The organism is Kitasatospora sp. NPDC097643 (assembly GCF_040302625.1).
Classification (GTDB): domain Bacteria; phylum Actinomycetota; class Actinomycetes; order Streptomycetales; family Streptomycetaceae; genus Kitasatospora.
On record NZ_JBEOSA010000014.1, the window covers coordinates 118,195 to 135,073 of the forward strand.

General features: G+C 72.4%; 11 protein-coding genes and 1 pseudogene. 3 read left to right on the forward strand and 9 right to left on the reverse strand.

The features are described from left to right. From ABTY15_RS12590 to gadC, 7 genes and pseudogenes are all read right to left on the reverse strand, one after another. Entirely contained in the window at positions 1-1,182 is a 1,182-nt protein-coding gene (locus tag ABTY15_RS12590) for a cupin domain-containing protein (RefSeq protein WP_350580848.1), read from the reverse strand. Further along, complete coding sequence (locus ABTY15_RS12595) at positions 1,179-2,162, reverse strand: carbon-nitrogen hydrolase family protein (RefSeq protein WP_350580851.1); 984 nt, start codon at positions 2,160-2,162, stop codon at positions 1,179-1,181. The genes ABTY15_RS12590 and ABTY15_RS12595 overlap by 4 nt, the downstream gene beginning before the upstream one ends. Before the next feature lie 12 nt (positions 2,163-2,174). Next, on the reverse strand, positions 2,175-4,580 hold the full coding sequence (locus tag ABTY15_RS12600) for an oxidoreductase (protein WP_350580853.1): 2,406 nt from the start codon (positions 4,578-4,580) through the stop codon (positions 2,175-2,177). Beyond that, positions 4,577-5,044: an acyl-CoA thioesterase gene (locus ABTY15_RS12605; RefSeq protein ID WP_350580926.1), complete on the reverse strand. Its 468-nt coding sequence runs from the start codon at positions 5,042-5,044 to the stop codon at positions 4,577-4,579. The genes ABTY15_RS12600 and ABTY15_RS12605 overlap by 4 nt, the downstream gene beginning before the upstream one ends. Positions 5,045-5,056: 12 nt before the next feature. Then, a pseudogene (locus ABTY15_RS12610) lies at positions 5,057-6,667 on the reverse strand (AMP-binding protein); the annotation flags it as partial. 351 nt (positions 6,668-7,018) lie between these two features. Continuing rightward, positions 7,019-7,456 (reverse strand): hypothetical protein, encoded by a 438-nt coding sequence (locus ABTY15_RS12615; protein WP_350580855.1) that lies wholly within the window; start codon positions 7,454-7,456, stop codon positions 7,019-7,021. Next, positions 7,453-8,943 (reverse strand): glutamate/gamma-aminobutyrate antiporter GadC, encoded by a 1,491-nt coding sequence (gadC, locus tag ABTY15_RS12620; RefSeq protein ID WP_350580861.1) that lies wholly within the window; start codon positions 8,941-8,943, stop codon positions 7,453-7,455. The genes ABTY15_RS12615 and gadC overlap by 4 nt, the downstream gene beginning before the upstream one ends. A 332-nt stretch (positions 8,944-9,275) precedes the next feature. On the opposite strand from gadC, the gene ABTY15_RS12625 reads away from it, so the two are divergent. The 3 genes from ABTY15_RS12625 to ABTY15_RS12635 all read left to right on the forward strand — a co-directional run bounded on the left by ABTY15_RS12625 (position 9,276) and on the right by ABTY15_RS12635 (position 14,870). Beyond that, positions 9,276-10,223 (forward strand): polyphosphate kinase 2 family protein, encoded by a 948-nt coding sequence (locus tag ABTY15_RS12625; protein ID WP_350580863.1) that lies wholly within the window; start codon positions 9,276-9,278, stop codon positions 10,221-10,223. Between the two features lie 36 nt (positions 10,224-10,259). Beyond that, on the forward strand, positions 10,260-13,004 hold the full coding sequence (locus tag ABTY15_RS12630) for a cation-translocating P-type ATPase (protein WP_350580866.1): 2,745 nt from the start codon (positions 10,260-10,262) through the stop codon (positions 13,002-13,004). 129 nt (positions 13,005-13,133) lie between these two features. Continuing rightward, the gene (locus tag ABTY15_RS12635) at positions 13,134-14,870 is read left to right on the forward strand and encodes a SulP family inorganic anion transporter (RefSeq protein ID WP_350580869.1); all 1,737 of its coding nucleotides are present in this window, start codon (positions 13,134-13,136) and stop codon (positions 14,868-14,870) included. A 50-nt stretch (positions 14,871-14,920) separates the two neighbouring features. Here the strand turns inward: ABTY15_RS12635 and ABTY15_RS12640 are convergent, their stop codons facing one another. After that, a complete protein-coding gene (locus ABTY15_RS12640; protein ID WP_350580872.1) occupies positions 14,921-15,880 on the reverse strand; it encodes a pirin family protein in 960 nt (319 codons plus the stop codon). 113 nt (positions 15,881-15,993) lie between these two features. Continuing rightward, entirely contained in the window at positions 15,994-16,677 is a 684-nt protein-coding gene (rpe, locus tag ABTY15_RS12645; RefSeq protein WP_350580875.1) for a ribulose-phosphate 3-epimerase, read from the reverse strand. Positions 16,678-16,879 lie beyond the last annotated feature (202 nt).

Here is a 16,879-nt window from a genome sequence, read left to right on the forward strand (position 1 = left end):
CTAGGGTCGGGGATTTACCGGCTGGTGGCCGTGGTGGTCCGGGTACGCCTCTTCGCGGTACAGGCCGAGCGCGCGCATCACCGGGAAGTCGTTGAAGGAGAACAGGCAGGCGTCCTCGCCCTGGTCGAGGTTCGCGTGCTCGTGCCAGGCCCAGGCGGGGACCACGAAGATGTCGCCCTGCCGCCACTCGAAGCGCTGTCCGGCGATGACCGTGACGCCGTGGCCCTGGGCGGCGGTGTAGACCACCGAGCCGGTGTGCCGGTGGGCGAGGGTGGCCTGGCCGGGGCGGAGCAGTTGCAGGTGGGCGCTCATGGTGGGCATCACCGACCCGCCGGTGACCGGGTTGGTGTACTCCATGATCACGCCGTCGTACGGGGAGCCCTCGCCGGCCCGGGCGAGCCGGCGCAGCGCCTCGTAGCTCGGTTCCCAGGGCCAGCCGAGCAGCGGGGAGTAGGGGCGGCTCCAGCTCTCCACGCCGTACGGCAGCAGGGTGCCGGCGTACTGCAACAGCGAGGAGTTGACGACGGCGCCGGGCTGCTGGTGGAGCTCGGGGTGGATCTCGTAGAAGTTGGCGTCGAGGGTGTTGATCAGCGGGATGTCCAGGCCGTCCTGCCAGATGACCGGCCCGTCGGTGCCCTCGTTGCCGTGCTCGTGCCAGGTGTTGTTCGGGGTGATCGCGAAGTCGCGCGGGCCGACGCGGAGTTTCTGGCCGTCGACGATGGTCCAGGCGCCGGTGCCCTCGTGGACGAAGCGCAGTGCGGCGGCCTGGTGGCGGTGGGCGGTCATCGCCTCGCCCGGACCCATGATCTGCAGGCCGGTGTACAACAGGCCCACGGCGGCGCTGAGTTCGCGCCGGGCGGGGTTGACCAGCATCACCACCCGGCGGCCGGCGTCGTCGGCGGTGACCAGCGGCAGCGCCTTGCGGACCAGCGGGGCGAGGTCGGTGTAGCGCCAGAGCACCGGGACGGACCGGGGCTGCGGGTACCAGGGTTCGATCTCGTTCGCGACCGTCCACAGGGCGCCCGCCTCGTGGGCGGCCAACTCCTCGTAGTAGGACTTCAGTTCGGCACTGTCGCCGACCCTGGCCCGGCCGATCCGGCTGTCGTCGTAGTCGTTCACGTCGTTCACGTCGTTCGCGTCGTTCGCGCCGTCGTTCACGGAGGCGTTCACGTCGTCGTTCACTCGTCCTCCTTCGATCCGTCGGGGAAGAGCACGGGGCGGTGCGGTCGGGGGTCGACGTGCAGGCGGAACACGTCGAAGCGGTTGTAGTGGCCGACGATGTCGTGCATCTGCTTGGGCTGGATGCAGCGGGCGAGGTCGATCTCGGCGTAGACGATGCCCTCCTCGTCGACCAGCGGCTCGACCACCGGGCGGCCGTCCGGCCCGAAGACGCCGGAGAGGGCGGAGCGCGGGCGGGCGAGCTGTTTGCGCAGTTCCTGGTCCTCGCCCGCGATCAGGTCGACGATCTCCGGGGAGACGGTCGAGCAGGACACCACGGTGAAGACCTTGCCCTCGAAGCAGTGCGCGGCCGCGCGCAGCGCGATGGCCTCCGCCATGTCGTAATCCTCGGGGGCGACCGGCAGCGCGATGTAGCTTGCGGCGTGGACGAGTTCACCCTGGGCGAGCAGGGTGAAGCGGGCCAGCGGGTTGGTGTTCTCACCGCAGGCGAGCACCCCGAGCGGGCCGACCGGGGTGTCGTGGACGCGCAGCGAACTGCCGTCCCCCGGGGTCCAGGTCAGCTTCTCGGCCCAGGTCGGGACGAGTTTGCGGTGGGCGCCGAGCAGCGTGCCGTCCGGGCCGATGGTGAGCATCGTGTTGTAGAGCGCGCCGAGGCTGTGCGCGGCGCGTTCGTTGACGCCGATCACCAGCACCACCCCGGCCCGGCGGGCGGCGGCGCACAGCGCCTCCACGTGCGGGCCGGGCAGGTCGACGGCGGCGCGCTGGAGGCGTTCGAACCAGGGCGAGCCCTGGATCGGGTTCATGGTCCAGTTCCAGTAGGGGTAGCCGGGGACGAACACCTCGGGGAACACGACGAGTTGGGCGCCGTTCCGGGCCGCCTCGGCGATCAGGGCGACGGCCTTGTCGACGGTCGCGTCCGGGTCCAGGTAGACCGGCGCGGCCTGGACGGCGGCGGCGGTGAAGCGGGGCAGGTCCTGCGGCATCCGGGTGCCTCCTCAGTCCGTGCGCGGGTGATGGCCGTCGGGCAGCCAGCGGCGGTGCACCGGGGCGGCCGCCGCACCGGGCCTCCCGGCCGAACCGCGCGGCGCGGCCCGGTCGGCGCCGGGTCCGGGGGGCTTGCGGCTGCCGGCCCGCCAGGGTTCGGGCCAACGGGCGCCCGGCCCGGTGTACCCGAGCTCGGCGGCCGCGTGCAGCGTCCACAGCGGGTCGTACAACTGCGCCCGGCCGACCGCGACCAGGTCGGCGCGGCCCGCCAGCAGCACCGAGTTAGCGTCGTCGTGGCCGGAGATCGCGCCGACCGCGATGGTCGGGACACCGACCGCGTGGCGGATCAGGTCGGCGAACGGCACCTGGTAGCCGCGCCCGTACGGCGGCCGCTGGTGCGCCACCACCTCGCCGGTGGAGACGTCCAGCGCGTCCGCCCCGGCCTCGGCCAGCGCCCGGGCGATCGCCACCGCCTCGGCCTCGGTGGTGCCGCCGGGCGCCCAGTCGGCGGCGGAGATCCGCACCACCACCGGCTTGCCGGCCGGCCAGACGGCCCGGACGGCGGCCAGCACCTCCAGCGCCAGCCGCAGCCGGTGCTCCAGCGGGCCGCCGTAACCGTCGGCGCGGTGGTTGGTCAGCGGGGAGAGGAAGCCGGAGACCAGGTGGCCGTGGCCGAACTGGAGCCCGAGCACGTCGAAGCCGGCCCGGTCGGCGCGGACCGCGGTGGCGGCGAAGTCGGCGGTCACCTCGGCCAGTTCGGCCTCGGTGGCGGCGCACGGCGGCGGACTGCCGGCCACCCAGGGCAGCGGTGAGGCGGCGAGCGTCGGCCAGCCGTCGGCGAGCGGCCGCCCGATGCCGTCGGGGCCGGGTACGGTGCTCGCGGCACGCCGCCCGGCGTGGGTGAGCTGGATGCCGAGCGGGGTGTCGGTGAGCGCCCGGACGGATTGCACCAGGGAGCGCCAGGCGGCCTCCTGGGCGTCCGTCCACAGGCCGGGGCAGCGTTCGGTGGCCCGGCCGCGCGCACTGACGGCGGTCATCCCGGTGAACACCAGTGCGGCGCCGCCGAGGGCCTGCGCGCCGAGCTGGGCCCGGTCGAAGCCGCTGGGCAGGCCGTCCTCGGCGGTGAAGGTGGCCAGCGGCGGGACGACGATCCGGTTGCGCAGCTCAAGCCCGCCCAGCCGCAGCGGCCGGAACATCGGCGGGGCACCGACGCTTCCGTCGAAGGACTCCTCGTACGACTCTTCCACGGCCTCCACGAAGGCCGCGTCCCGGGCGCGCAGGTTGCCGTAGGTGACGCGGCGGCTGCGGGTGAGCAGGTTGAAGGCGAACTGCCCGGCGTCCTGGCCGGTGTGCCGCTCGACCGTCTCGAACCACTCCAGGCTGGCCTGCGCGGCGCGCTGCGCGGACTCCACCACCGGCCGCCGCTGTGCCTCGTACGCCGTCAACGCCCCTTCCAGCAGCGGCTGTTCGTCCAGTGCGGCGGCCAGCGCGACGGCGTCCTCCAGGGCCAGCTTGGTGCCCGAGCCGATCGAGAAGTGCGCGGTGTGCGCGGCGTCACCGAGCAGCACCACGTTGCGGTGGTGCCAGCGGGCGTTGCGGACGGTGGTGAAGCGGATCCAGCGGGAGCCGTTGGGGATCAGCCTGTGCCCGTCCAGGTGCCCGGCGAGCAGCTGCTCACAGCGCCGCACGCTCGCCAAGTCGCTCTCCCCTTTGGCGAGTTCGGCCTCCGACAGCGCCTCGAAGCCGGCCTTGCGCCAGGCCTCCTCGGCCAGCTCCACGATGAAGGTCGAGCGCCGGTCGCTGTACGGGTAGGCGTGCACCTGCAACGCGCCGAACTCGTGCTGCTCGACGACGAAGGTGAAGGCCTCGAAGACCTTGTCGGTGGCGAGCCAGATGTACCGGCCGTGCCGCTCGTCCAGCTCCGGCCGGAAGCTGTCCCGGTACGCGGCGCGGGTCGCCGAGCGCACCCCGTCGGCGGCCACCACCAGGTCGTACCCGTCGGCGAGTCGGCCCACCGGCGGGGCGGGCGTGCGGTAGCGCACGTCCACCCCCAGCTCGGCGCAGCGCTGTTGCAGGATCGCACGCAGCCGGTTGCGGTCCAGCGCCGCGAAGCCGTGCCCGCCGCAGGTGCGCACCCGGCCGGCGTAGCGGACGTCGATGTCGCTCCAGCGGGCGAACTCGGCGGACAGGGCGGCGAAGACGGGCGGGTCGGCCTGGGCGATGCCGTCCAGCGTCTCGTCCGAGAAGACCACGCCGAAGCCGAACGCGTGGTCCCGGGCGTCGCGCTCCCACACCGTGATCTCCCGCTCGGGCGCGGCCTTCTTGGCCAGCGCGGCGAAGTACAGCCCGCCGGGCCCGGCCCCGATCACGGCGATCCGCCGCGCCGCGCCGCTCACCCGGCGCCCGTCCGCGCTCACCGGTAGCCCTCCGGCTGCTGCGGCCCGGACCCGGCGAGGGCGCGGCGCACCTCGTCGGGCCAGGGTTCGGCGCCCTTGGCCTGCACGGCGGCGTGCACCACCGACATCCGCCCGGCGGCGGCGAGCCCGTTCGGGCCGTGCACCTCGAAGCCGTAGTGCAGCGAGGAGCCGCCGACCCGCAGCACCCGCAGTTCGGTGCGGACGAGGTCCCCGAACCAGAGGCGTTCGCGGTAGTCGGCCTCGAAGCGCACCCGGGGGATCCGGCCGAACAGCTCGGCCAGCCCGAGCCGGCGCAGCAGCACCGCCTCGGCCGCCTCCACCCAGCGCTGGACCGCCGAGAAGTGGTAGTGCCCGGCCGCGTCGGTGTCCGACCACTCGACCCGCCGCTCCACGGCGACACTGGCCGGGCTCCCGTCCGCCACGTCTCCGTCCACCGCACGGCCGTCCGCCGCAGGCCCGTCCACCGGCCCCCCGTCCGCCGCCCGGCGGCGCAGTTCGGCCCGGTGCAGCTTGCCGGTCGCGGTGCGCGGCAGCACGTCCACGAACTCGACCTGGCGCGGGTACTTGTACGGCGCGATGGCCTGCTTGACGTGCTCCTGGAGCACCCGTACGGTCTCCGGCCCGGTCGGCACGCCCTCGCGCAGCACGACGTACGCCCGCACCACGCTGCCGCGCCGCTCGTCCGGCGCGGCGACCACCGCGCTGTCCAGCACGTCCGGGTGGGCGGCCAGCGCCTGCTCGACCTCGGGGCCGGCGATGTTGTACCCGGCCGAGACGATCATGTCGTCGTTGCGGGCCTGGTACCAGAAGTAGCCGTCCCGGTCCCGGACGTAGGTGTCCCCGGTGAGGTTCCAGCCGTTGCGCACGTACTCGCCCTGCCGCTCGCCGCGCAGGTAGCGGCAGCCCGTCGGGCCCTTGACCGCGAGCAGCCCGGGTCGGCCGTCGGGCACCGGCGTGCCGTCCGGGCCGAGCACGGCGGCCCGGTAGCCGGGCACCGGGCGGCCGGTCGCGCCGGGGCGGACGTCCTCGTCGGCGGCCGAGATGAACACGTGCAGCAGTTCCGTGGCGCCGATGCCGTCGATCAACTTCTGCCCGGTGGCCGCGTGGAAGGCCTGCCAGACGGCCGCCGGCAGGTGCTCGCCGGCCGAGACGCAGCGCCGGACGCCGGCCAGCCGGTCGGCCAGCCCGGCGGCCAGGATCGCCCGGTAGGCGGTGGGCGCGGTGAACAGCACGCTGGCCCGGTGCCGGGCGACCTGTTCGGCGAGTTCCTCCGGGGTCGGCTGCTCCAGCAGCAGGCTGGCGGCGCCGACCCGGAGCGGGAAGACCACCAGGCCGCCGAGGCCGAAGGTGAAGGCGAGCGGCGGGGTGCCGGCGAACAGGTCCTCGGGGGTGGGCCGGAGCAGGTGGCGCGAGAAGGTGTCGGCGTTGGCGAGCACGTCGCGGTGGAAGTGCAGGGTGGCCTTGGGCCGGCCGGTGGTGCCGGAGGTGAAGGCGATCAATGCCACGTCGTCGGCGGCGGTCGGCACCGCGGCGAACGGGCCGGGCCGGGCGGCGCAGCGAGCGGTCAGGTCGTCCGGGCCGGGGCCTCCGTAGCCGAGGACGGTCAGCCCGGGCAGGGCGGCCCGGTCCAGTTCATCGCGGCAGCGGTGGTCGCAGAGCGCGACGACGGGCAGGCTGATCTCGTGCACCGCGGCGAGTTCGGTGGCCCGCAGCAGCGGCATGGTGGTGACCGCCACCATGCCGGCCTTCAGCACACCGAGCCAACACGCCACCAGCCAGGGGGTGTTGGGGCCGCGCAGCAGTACCCGGTTGCCGGTGTCCAGGCCGAGGTCCTCGGTGAGCACCCGGGCCACGGCGTCGGCGCGCTCGCGCAGCTGCCCGTAGCTCCATTGCTCCGTCGGAGTGAGCAGGCAGCGGCGGTCGGGGCCGAACCGGTCGATCGTCTCGTCGAGCAGGACCCGGGCGCAGTTGAGGCGGTTCGGGTAGGCGAGTTCGGGGAGGTCGAAGAGGAGTTCCGGCCACTGGTCGGGCGGCGGGAGGTTGTCGCGGCAGAACGGGTCCGAATGCGCTGAGGGGCTGAGCTCCATGCGGGGCACCTCTTCGGCGGGGTCTCCGGCGAGCGGGGAATGAGGCCCAGTATGGCGCTCTGTTGACGGCAGTCAAGAGAGCGGAACATCGGATCGGCCACCGCGCCCGGCCCCACCGGAGCCCGCGCCGGGGCGCGCACCGGCCACCCGTACGGCCCCTCCGTACGGTCCGAACTCCCGCCCCCACTCCAGCGGGTGAGGACAACCGCGCAGCCAAGCTCCACCTGGCGGTCGAGCAGGGACAGAAGCCGCTGTCGCTGGACCCCGACGCGCCCGGACGGTCCTGCCGGGGGCGTCGTGCGCCGCACCCGGCCGGCGAGGCCGCCGGTCGGGTCGCTCGCCGGCCCGGGCTCAGTCATTGATCACGTCCGAGGTCTTGAGGTCGTCGATCTTTTTCTGGTACTCCGTCAGCTTCTCGGGGCAGTACACCTTGACCACTTCGGCGCCCGCTTCCAGGACCTTCCGGTCGGCGATGACCGGGCGCATCCCCGGTCCTCCCGCTCCGTTGGCGAGTTGGACGAGCCACAGTCCATGCTTCAGGGCCGAGACGGGGTCGTTGCAGACCGCGCCACCGTCGGTACCGAGGGTGTCCGCGATGTTGCCGGTGTTCCGGGATGCGAACCCCTGGGCGACGAGGGCCTCGTTCAGCTGGTTCGCCTTGCGGTGGGCCTCGTTGGTGGCGTGCTGCTGGGTGTAGGTGAGCAGTCCGGCGATCACCAGACCGACCAGGACCACGATCGCGCCGAGGTAGATCCACCGGTGCTCCGACGCCATCCGGGTGGGGCTCATGCCGCACCCCCTTCCATCTGCGCGTCGGTGGCGTCGGGTTGGCGCCAGCCGGGTTTGCGGGCCTTGAGGAAGGCGAACGGGATGACCAGGCCGAGCAGCAGCAGGCCGCCGCCGACGATGGCGATGTAGGCCCAGACGCTGCTCCCGCCGAACTGGGAGGAGGGGACGAAGCCGATCGCCATGGCCAGCGCCGAGGCGATGAACCCGACGACGCAGATCGTGGTGAGCAGCGGTGCACGGTAGCCGCGCGGGTGGTCGGGCTGCTTGCGGCGCAGCTGGATGGCGGCGAGGAACATGAGGAGGTACATGATCAGGTACACCTGCGTGGTGATCACGGAGAAGATCCAGTAGACGCTGGACACGTCCGGGATCAGTGCGTACAGCAGGGCGATGACCGTGGTGACGAGACCCTGGGTGACCAGGATGTTCTGCTGGATGCCCTGGGCGTTGAGCTTCTGCAGGAAGGGCGGCAGGTAGCCCTCCTGCCGGGAGATCAGCAGCAGGCCCTTGGACGGCCCGGCGAGCCAGGTGAGCATGCCGCCCACCGAGGCAGCACACAGCCCGACGGCGACGATCGGGACCAGCCAGCCGATGTGGAAGTACTGGAAGAAGGCGTCGAAGGCCTGCATGACGCCGGCGGTCAGGGAGAGCTGGTCGGCGGGGATGACCCAGCTGATGGCGAGTGCCGGCAGGATGAAGATCAGCAGCACCATGCCCATCGCCAGGAACATCGACTTCGGGAACTCCTTGGCCGGGTCGCGCAGCTTGTTGACGTGGACGGCGTTCATCTCCATGCCGGAGTAGCTGAGGAAGTTGTTGACGATCAGCACCAGGCTGGCGATGCCGGTCCACTGGGGGAAGAAGTGGGAGGCGTCCATCGGCGCGGCGGAGGGGTTGCCCTGCCCGAGGAAGACCATGCCCAGCACGACCAGCAGCGCGCCAGGGATCAGGGTGCCGATGATCAGCCCCCAGGAGGCCAGTCCCGCAACGGCGTTGGTGCCTCGGGAGGAGACCCAGACGCCGGTCCAGTACACGACCACGATCACGATCGCCGTGTAGACGCCGTTGCTGGCCAGGTCCGGGTCGATCACGTACGCGATCGTGCTGGCGACGTAGGCGAGCAGGCTGGGGTAGTAGAAGATCGTCATGGCGAACTGGCACCACACGGCCAGGAAGCCGAGCGGTTTCGAGAGGCCTTGGGCGACCCAGTTGTAGACTCCGCCGCTCCACCCGGAGGCCAGCTCCGCCGACACCAGGGCGGTGGGGATGAGGAACACGACGGCCGGCAGCAGGTAGAGGAAGACGCACGCGAGGCCGTACACCGCCATGGTGGGCGACGCCCGCAGGCTCGCGACCGAGCTGGTCGTCATCATCGCCAGCGTGAGCCAGGTGATCTTCTGCGATCCGACCGTTGCCCGGGCGGCGCCCGCGGCCCGGGCGGCGCCCGATCGCCCGGCATCGTCCGCCGGTACGTCCGCACTGCTCATGGGATCCTCCTACGCCGCAATCGCGATGAGCTGACACCTCGTACAGAAAGGTTCGTGCCGATGCACGCCGTCGGCTCGTCGGCCTGGGCCGTCCGGAACACCTGGCACGCCCGTCGGGAGGGCGACCCGGGCCACCCGGGAGGACGCGGTCTGATTGACGTCGACACCCGGGGGCCACAGCGTGGCAGGTAACGCTCTCCCGGGCTCGTCGATCCCGGTTCGGCCCGCGTCGCCGACGCCGACGTCGGTGCGGGTGGGGCGCGTGGGGCGCGTGGGGCGGCACGGCGGGCCGCGCGGTGACCGCCGGACCCGAGAGGAAGCTGGTGCGGGCGATGTCGGACGGACGGACGGCCAAGCGCATTGCGAAGTTCATCAAGCCGCTGCGGGTGAAGCCGGGGTCGCAGGTGAACCTCGCGGAGGACTTCGACCCCCGGTACAAGGCGGGCATGAAGAAGCGCGAGGGTGTGGAGCTGTTGGACACCGGTGTCTCGCTGCTGTCGGAGTACCAGGCGCGGCTGGCCGCTCAGGACACCTACGGTGTGTTGCTCTGTCTCCAGGCCCTCGACGCCGGCGGGAAGGACGGGACCATCCGTCACGTCATGAGCGGGGTGAACCCGCAGGGCGTCCGGGTGAGCAGCTTCAAGGTGCCGTCCCCGGAGGAGCTCGACCACGACTACCTGTGGCGGTACGCGCAGCGGCTCCCGTCACGCGGCGAGATCGGGATCTTCAACCGGTCGCACTACGAGGAGGTCCTCGTGGTGCGGGTCCATCCGGAGAACCTCGACCGGCAGAAGCTGCCCGAGGAAGCGAAGGGCCCGGGGGTCTGGCACCGCCGCTACCGGGAGATCAACGACTGGGAGCGCTACCTCACCGACAACGGGATCAAGGTGGTGAAGATCTTCCTGAACCTCTCCAAGGAGGCCCAGCGCACCCGCTTCCTGAAGCGGATCGACCTGCCGGAGAAGAACTGGAAGTTCTCCGCGGCCGATGTCCGCGAACGCGAGCGGTGGGACGACTACCAAGAGGCGTTCTCCGACATGCTGTCGGCCACGAGCACACCGTGGGCGCCGTGGTACGTCGTGCCGGCCGACCGCAAGTGGTTCGCGCGCATCTGCGCGGCAGCGGTGCTCGCGCACACCCTGATCGGGATCGATCCGCAGTACCCCACGGTCGACGAGCAGGCCAGGAAGGACCTCCTCGCCGCCAGGCACCGGCTGGAGAAGCAGGCCCCCAGGGGCGCCGCGCGCGACCCGTACGCGGCGAAGCACCGGACGGTCTGACGCTCCGGCGGAGCGTCCCGGATCCCGAGGAGTGACATGGCGGAGCAGGCCGGCCGGTCCGGACCGCAGGAATCCCAGGAGTCCTGGTACGCGCGGACGCCCGAGGAGGTCGCGGCCCGGCTCGGACTCGACCCGGCGATCGGGCTCACCGCCGCCCGCGCGGCGGAGCTGCTGGCCGCCCACGGCCCGAACGCGCTCCCCGAGGAGCGGCAGAAGCCGGGCTGGCTGCGCTTCCTCGACCAGTACCGCAGCTACATGCAGATCATCCTGGTGGCCTCGGCGGTGGTCTCGTTGGCGATCAAGGAGTGGACGACCGCGGTCCTGCTCCTCGTGCTCACCCTGATCAACGCGCTGGTGGGCCTGCGGCAGGAGGGCAAGGCCGAGAGCGCGATGAACGCGCTGAAGTCGATGATGGAGGCGACGGCACGGGTCCGACGGGACGGTGCGGAGGCGGAGATCCCCGCCGAACGACTGGTGGTCGGCGACGTCGTGCTCGTGTCGGCGGGCGACGAGGTCCCAGCGGACGGACGGATCGTCGAGGCCAGCTCGCTACAGATCGACGAGTCGGCGCTGACCGGCGAGAGCGTCCCGGCCGCGAAGGACGCGGGCACCCTGACGGGCGACCGGCTCGGCCCGGGTGACCAGACGAACATGGCGTTCATGAACACCCCGGTCACCCACGGCAGCGGACTCCTCGTCGTCACCGCGACGGGCGCCGGGACCGAACTGGGCAAGATCTCCGGGATGCTGGCGACGACGGAGAAGGAGCAGTCGCCGCTCACCCGCGAGCTCAACACGCTGACGCTGTGGATCGCGGCGGCGGCCGGCCTGACCATGGTCGTGATGTTCGCGCTCGGCCGCAGCCGCGACCAGGCATGGGACGCGTTGTTCGTCAGCGCGGTCTCGCTGGCCATCGCGGCCATCCCGGAGGCGCTGCCCACGGTCAGTCAGGTCATCCTCTCCGTCGGCAGCCTCAACCTGGCCAAGCGGCAGGCGATCGTGAAGGAACTGCCGTCCGTCGAGACGCTCGGCTTCACCTCGGCCATCAACTCGGACAAGACCGGCACCCTGACGATGAACCAGATGACGGTGGTGGAGGTGCTGAGCCCCACCGACCGCTACACCGTCTCCGGCACCGGCTACCGCCTCGACGGGCGGATCCACCACGCCGCGGGCTCCGCCCCGGGCATCGAGGACGCCGTACTGCCGTACCTCGTCGCCAACGACGCGAAACTGGTCGACGGCGAGGTCGTCGGCGACCCGACCGAGGGAGCCCTGCTCGTCCTCGGCCACAAGGCCGGACTGGACATCGAGGCCACCCGGGAGCGCTTCCCCCGCCTCGCGACCCTGCCGTTCGATCCGGGCTACAAGCTGATGGCCAGCTTCAACGAGGCGAAGGACGCGGCCGGCCGGCAGGTGGTGCGGTGCTTCGTCAAGGGCGCGGCCCCCGCCGTGACGGCCCGCGCCGCCACCGCCCTCGCGGACGGCGTGAGCGTCCCCTGGGACGAGGAGCTCAGCGGCCGCGCCCAGGCCCAGACCGAGCGGATGGGCGGCGAGGGCCTGCGGGTGATGGCCGCCGCCTACCGCGACCTGGACCCGGCGGACTTCGACCCGGACGGCGACCTGCTGGCCCTCGTCACCGACCTGCGGATGACCAGCCTGGTGGGCATGGTCGACCCGCCACGTGAGGAGTCGAAGGCCGCCGTCGCCGGCGCGCAGGCCGCCCACATCCGGGTGCGCATGGTGACGGGGGACGACGTCACCACCGGCGCCGCCATCGCCCGCCGGCTCGGCATCGACGGCGAGGCCATCCTCGGAGCCGACTTCGCGGCGTTGTCGGAGCACGAGCGCCTGGCCCGGATCGACGGCATCGGCGTCCTCGGCCGCGTCGCGCCCGAGCACAAGGTGCTGCTCGCAGACACGCTGAAGAAGAAGGGCGACGTGGTCGCGATGACCGGCGACGGCGTGAACGACGCCCCGGCCATCAAGGCCGCCGACATCGGCATCGCCATGGGAAGCGGCACCGACGTGGCGAAGAACGCCAGCCGGATGGTCCTCGCCGACGACAACTTCGCCACCATCGTCCACGCCGTGGAGGAGGGCCGGAAGCTCTACGACAACCTCACCAAGTACATCCGCTTCGTCCTGGTGCTGCTGGTGACGTTCGTGCTGGCCTTCCTCGGAGCCGCCGTCCTCGACATCGCCGCCGGCGAGCCGTTCACCCCGCCGCAGGTGCTGTGGATCCACTTCGTCGTCAACGCCCCGTTCGGCTTCGCCCTGGGGTTCGACCAGGAGAGTCCCGGACTGATGCGGCGCACCCCCCGCCCCCGCGGGGAGTCCGTGCTGACCAGGCCCGTCCTGATCACCGTCGGACTCGCCGGGCTGGCCGTCGCGGCAGCCCTGCTCGGTCTGACCAAGCTCGGACAGGCCCACTACGGCAGCGCCGCCATCGGCAACTCGATCGCGTTCACCGCCTTCGCGCTCTGCCTGATCGTGGCGGCCTACGAGTGCCGCAGTGAGCGTGGATCGGCGCTGACCGTCCGGACCTTCGACAGCAAGCAGATGAACCTGGCGGCACTCGGAGAGTTCGTCCTGGCGGTGCTCGTGACCCAGATGGACGCGTTCCACCGCATCCTCGGCACCACCGACCTCGACGCCCGACAGTTCGGCTGGGCACTGCTGGCCGCCGTCGCGCTCCTGCTGCTGTGGGAGCTGGGCAAGTTCCTGGCCTCCCGATCACCGAACGCCCGCGGCGCAGCTGTGACCGCCTCCCGCCCGTGACGGTGCCCCGCTGTCGGACCTCCACGTACGGGCCCCGGAGCGCTCAGGTCCCGGGGCCGGCCGAACCGCCGAGGACCGCGTCACCCGGCGACACACGGCACCACGCGGCCGCGCGACGGAAGGAGATCCATGTCTGTCGGTGATCCCCCCGCGGGGTGGCGCCGCATCGTGCCTGCCCTGCCGGGGCTCGCGGTGCTCCGCGCCTACCGGCGTGACTGGCTGCGGGGCGACCTGCTGGCCGGTGCGACGGTGGTGGCCTACCTCGTGCCCCAGGTCATGGCGTACGCGAGCGTGGCCGGCCTGCCGCCGGTCACCGGACTGTGGGCCATCCTGCCCGCGCTCGTGCTGTACGCCCTCGTCGGCTCGTCCCGCCTGCTGTCGGTCGGGCCGGAGTCCACCACGGCGCTGATGACCGCCACCGTGGTCGGGCCGCTGGCCGGCGGCGACACCGGCCGCTACGCCGTCCTCGCCGCGAGCCTCGCCGTGGTGGTCGGTCTGCTGTGCGTGCTGGCGTGGCTGGCCCGGCTCGGCTTCGTCGCCGACCTGCTCTCACGGCCGGTGCTGATCGGCTACCTCGCCGGCGTGGCACTGATCATGATCGTGGACCAGCTGTCCAAGCTCACCGGGGTCGACGTACGGGGGGAGGGGTTCTTCCCGCAGCTGACCTCGTTCGCGGCGAACATCACCGAGGCCGACCTGCCGACCGTCGCCTTCAGCGCCGCGACCCTGCTCTTCCTCCTCCTGGTGGCCCGCTTCCTCCCGCGCCTGCCCGGCCCGCTGCTGGCCGTCGTGCTCGGCACCGCGGTCTCGGCGGCGTTCTCGCTCTCGGACCACGGGCTCGCGGTGATCGGCGAGATCCCGGCCGGGTTGCCCCGTCCCGCGTGGCCGGACCTCTCCCAGCTGAACCGGCTGGTGATGCCCGCTCTGGGCATCCTGCTGGTCGGCTACACCGACTTCATCCTCACCGCCCGCGCCTTCGAGAGCGCCGGGGAGGAGCGACGGCTGGATGCCAACCAGGAACTGCTGGCTCTCGGTGCGGTCAACCTCGGTGCCGGCTTCTTCCAGGGCTTCCCGGTGAGCAGCAGCGCCAGCCGGACCGCCCTCGCCGAGTCGGCCGGCGGCCGCAGCCAGCTGTACGCGCTGACGGCCGGCGTCGGAGTGGTCGCCGTGCTGCTCTTCCTCAGCCCGCTGCTGCACGACACCCCGGACGCCGTGCTGGGCTCCCTGGTGGTGTTCGCCGCGCTGCGGATGATCGACCTCGCCGGCTTCCGCCGACTGGCCTCCTTCCGGAGCCGCGAGCTGCTGCTGGCACTCGGCTGCATGCTCGGTGTGCTGACCCTGGACATCCTCTACGGCGTGCTGGTCGCGGTCGGGCTGTCGGTGATCGAGTTGCTCAGCCGGGTCGCCCGACCGCACGACGCCGTGCTCGGCCTGGTGCCCGGCCTGGCCGGGATGCACGACGTCGACGACTACCCCGAGGCACGGACCGTCCCCGGCCTGCTGGTCTACCGCTACGACTCCCCGCTGTTCTTCGCCAACGCGGAGAACCTCCGCCGCCGCGCCCTGGCCGCCCTGGCCGAACAGCCCGAGCCGGTACGGTGGTTCGTCCTCAACACCGAGGCGAACGTCGAGGTGGACATCACCGCGCTGGATGCCCTGGACGCCCTGCGGCTCGAACTGACCGCCCACGGAATCGTGTTCGCCCTGGCCCGGGTCAAACAGGATCTGCGCGACGAACTCGACGCGTACGGACTGAGCGGGTCCGTCGGCGCCGACCGGATCTTCCCCGCCCTCTCCACGGCAGTGGCCGCGTACGAGGCCTGGACCCGGGGCAACGGCCCCCCGGACACCCCACCACCGCCCTGACCACTCCCCCGGGCATCCCGTCCGCCCGCCCACGACGCAAAAGGCCCGGCTCAGCGCTCCCGCCCCCGCGGTTTCAGCGGGGTGGCCGGGAGCGCCGGTGCCGGCAACCGGGCGCCGGCGTAGCCGTGGACGGTGCCGAAGCGGTCTCCCGTCATCCAGTCCGCGCGGGCGCGGGCGATGTCCTCGGTGGAGCGGCCGATGAAGTTCCACCACATGACGATCCGCTCCTCGAAGGGTGCGCCGCCGAGGAGGAGGACGGCGGCGTCGGTGCGGGCGAGTAGGGGGAGTTCGGGGCGGCCGCAACCGAGGTAGAGCATGGTGCCGGGTTCCACCCGGACGCCGTCGACGTCGAGGCTGCCCGACATCGAGAGCACGGCGTACTCGAAGTCGGGGACGAGCGGCAGCTTCAGGTCGGCGCCCTCGGTGAGGGCGAGGTCGGCGCCGGCCAGGGGCGTGTAGGTGGTGCCGGGCGAACTCGCGCCGTCCAGGCCACCGAGGATGACGGTGGCGCGCAGGCCGGGGGCGGTGACGACGGGGAGGTCGGCGTGGTGCTCGAAGGCGGGCGCGGCGTTGCGGTGGGCGTCGGGGAGGGCGACCCAGAGCTGGGCGCCGTGCAGGTAGCGGGCGTGCGGGCGGGGGGATTCCTCGGAGTGCGAGATGGCCCGGCCGGAGGTCATCAGGCCCAGCTCGTACGGGCGGACGGTCTGCAGGCTGCCGAGGCTGTCGCGGTGCAGCACCTCGCCCTGGTGCAGCCAGCTGACCGTCTGGAGGCCCATGTGCGGGTGCGGCGGGACCTGCATACCGGGCTCGTCGGCGATGTCGTCCGGGCCGTAGTGGTCGACGAAACACCAGGCGCCCACCATCCGGCGGCCCAGGTTGGGCAGCAGCCGGTTGACCACCGTGCTCTCGCCGAGCGGCACTTGACGGCCCGTCATCAGGTCGTGCACCGGGCCGGTGTCGGCCTCGCGGCCGCAGGTGGTCGGGGCGGGCTTGAGGTCGAGGTTGCTCATCTGCGGTTCCACCACCGTGCGGAGAGGGTCCGGGCCGTCGTCGCCCATGATCCTCCGGAACCGCCCTCGGATCCCCCACCCCGCGCCGGGGGGCGGAGGATCCGGCGGGTGATTCAGTGCGCGCAGGCCCACCAGGCGTCGGCGGTGGCCCTGGCCGCCAGCTCGCGCAGGCTGCGCACGGCCCCGGCCGGGTCCTGCGCGCCGTACACCGCGGAACCGGCGACGAACACGTCCGCCCCGGCCTCGGCGCAGCGCTCGATGGTGCTCGCGGAGACGCCGCCGTCGACCTGGAGCCACAGTTCCAGGCCGTGCTTGTCGATCAGCTCCCGGGTGCGGCGGATCTTCGGCAGCATGATGTCCAGGAACGCCTGGCCGCCGAAGCCGGGCTCGACGGTCATGATCAGCAGCATGTCGAGCTCGGGCAGCAGGTCCTCGTACGGCTCGATCGGCGTGCCCGGCTTGAGCGCCATCGAGGCCCGCGCGCCCTTGGCGCGGATCTCGCGGGCCAGCCGGACGGGCGCGGCGGCCGCCTCGACGTGGAAGGTGACGGAGCCCGCGCCGGCCTCGACGTACTGGGGGGCCCAGCGGTCCGGGTCCTCGATCATCAGGTGGCAGTCGAGCGGGGTGTCGGTGGCCCGGGCCAGCGACTCGACGATCGGTACGCCCAGGGTCAGGTTGGGCACGAAGTGGTTGTCCATCACGTCGACGTGCAGCCAGTCCGAGCCCCTGACGGCCTCGGCCTCCTCGGCGAGCCGGGCGAAGTCCGCGGACAGGATGCTGGGGTTGATCTGCGCCATTACCGAATACCTTCACAGGAGGACGGGGGCGCCCCGGGAGCGGGCACCTCGCCCCATCATCTCGCGCCGCCGCCCGGCCCGGCGCACCCCGCGGCCCGTGCGTGACCCTCATCACACCGGCGGGAGGGTTACTCCGCCCGGCGGCGTGGTCATCAGCACCTGAGCGGCCCGCGCAGCCGATCCGTCGGCGCGGGACCGGGCC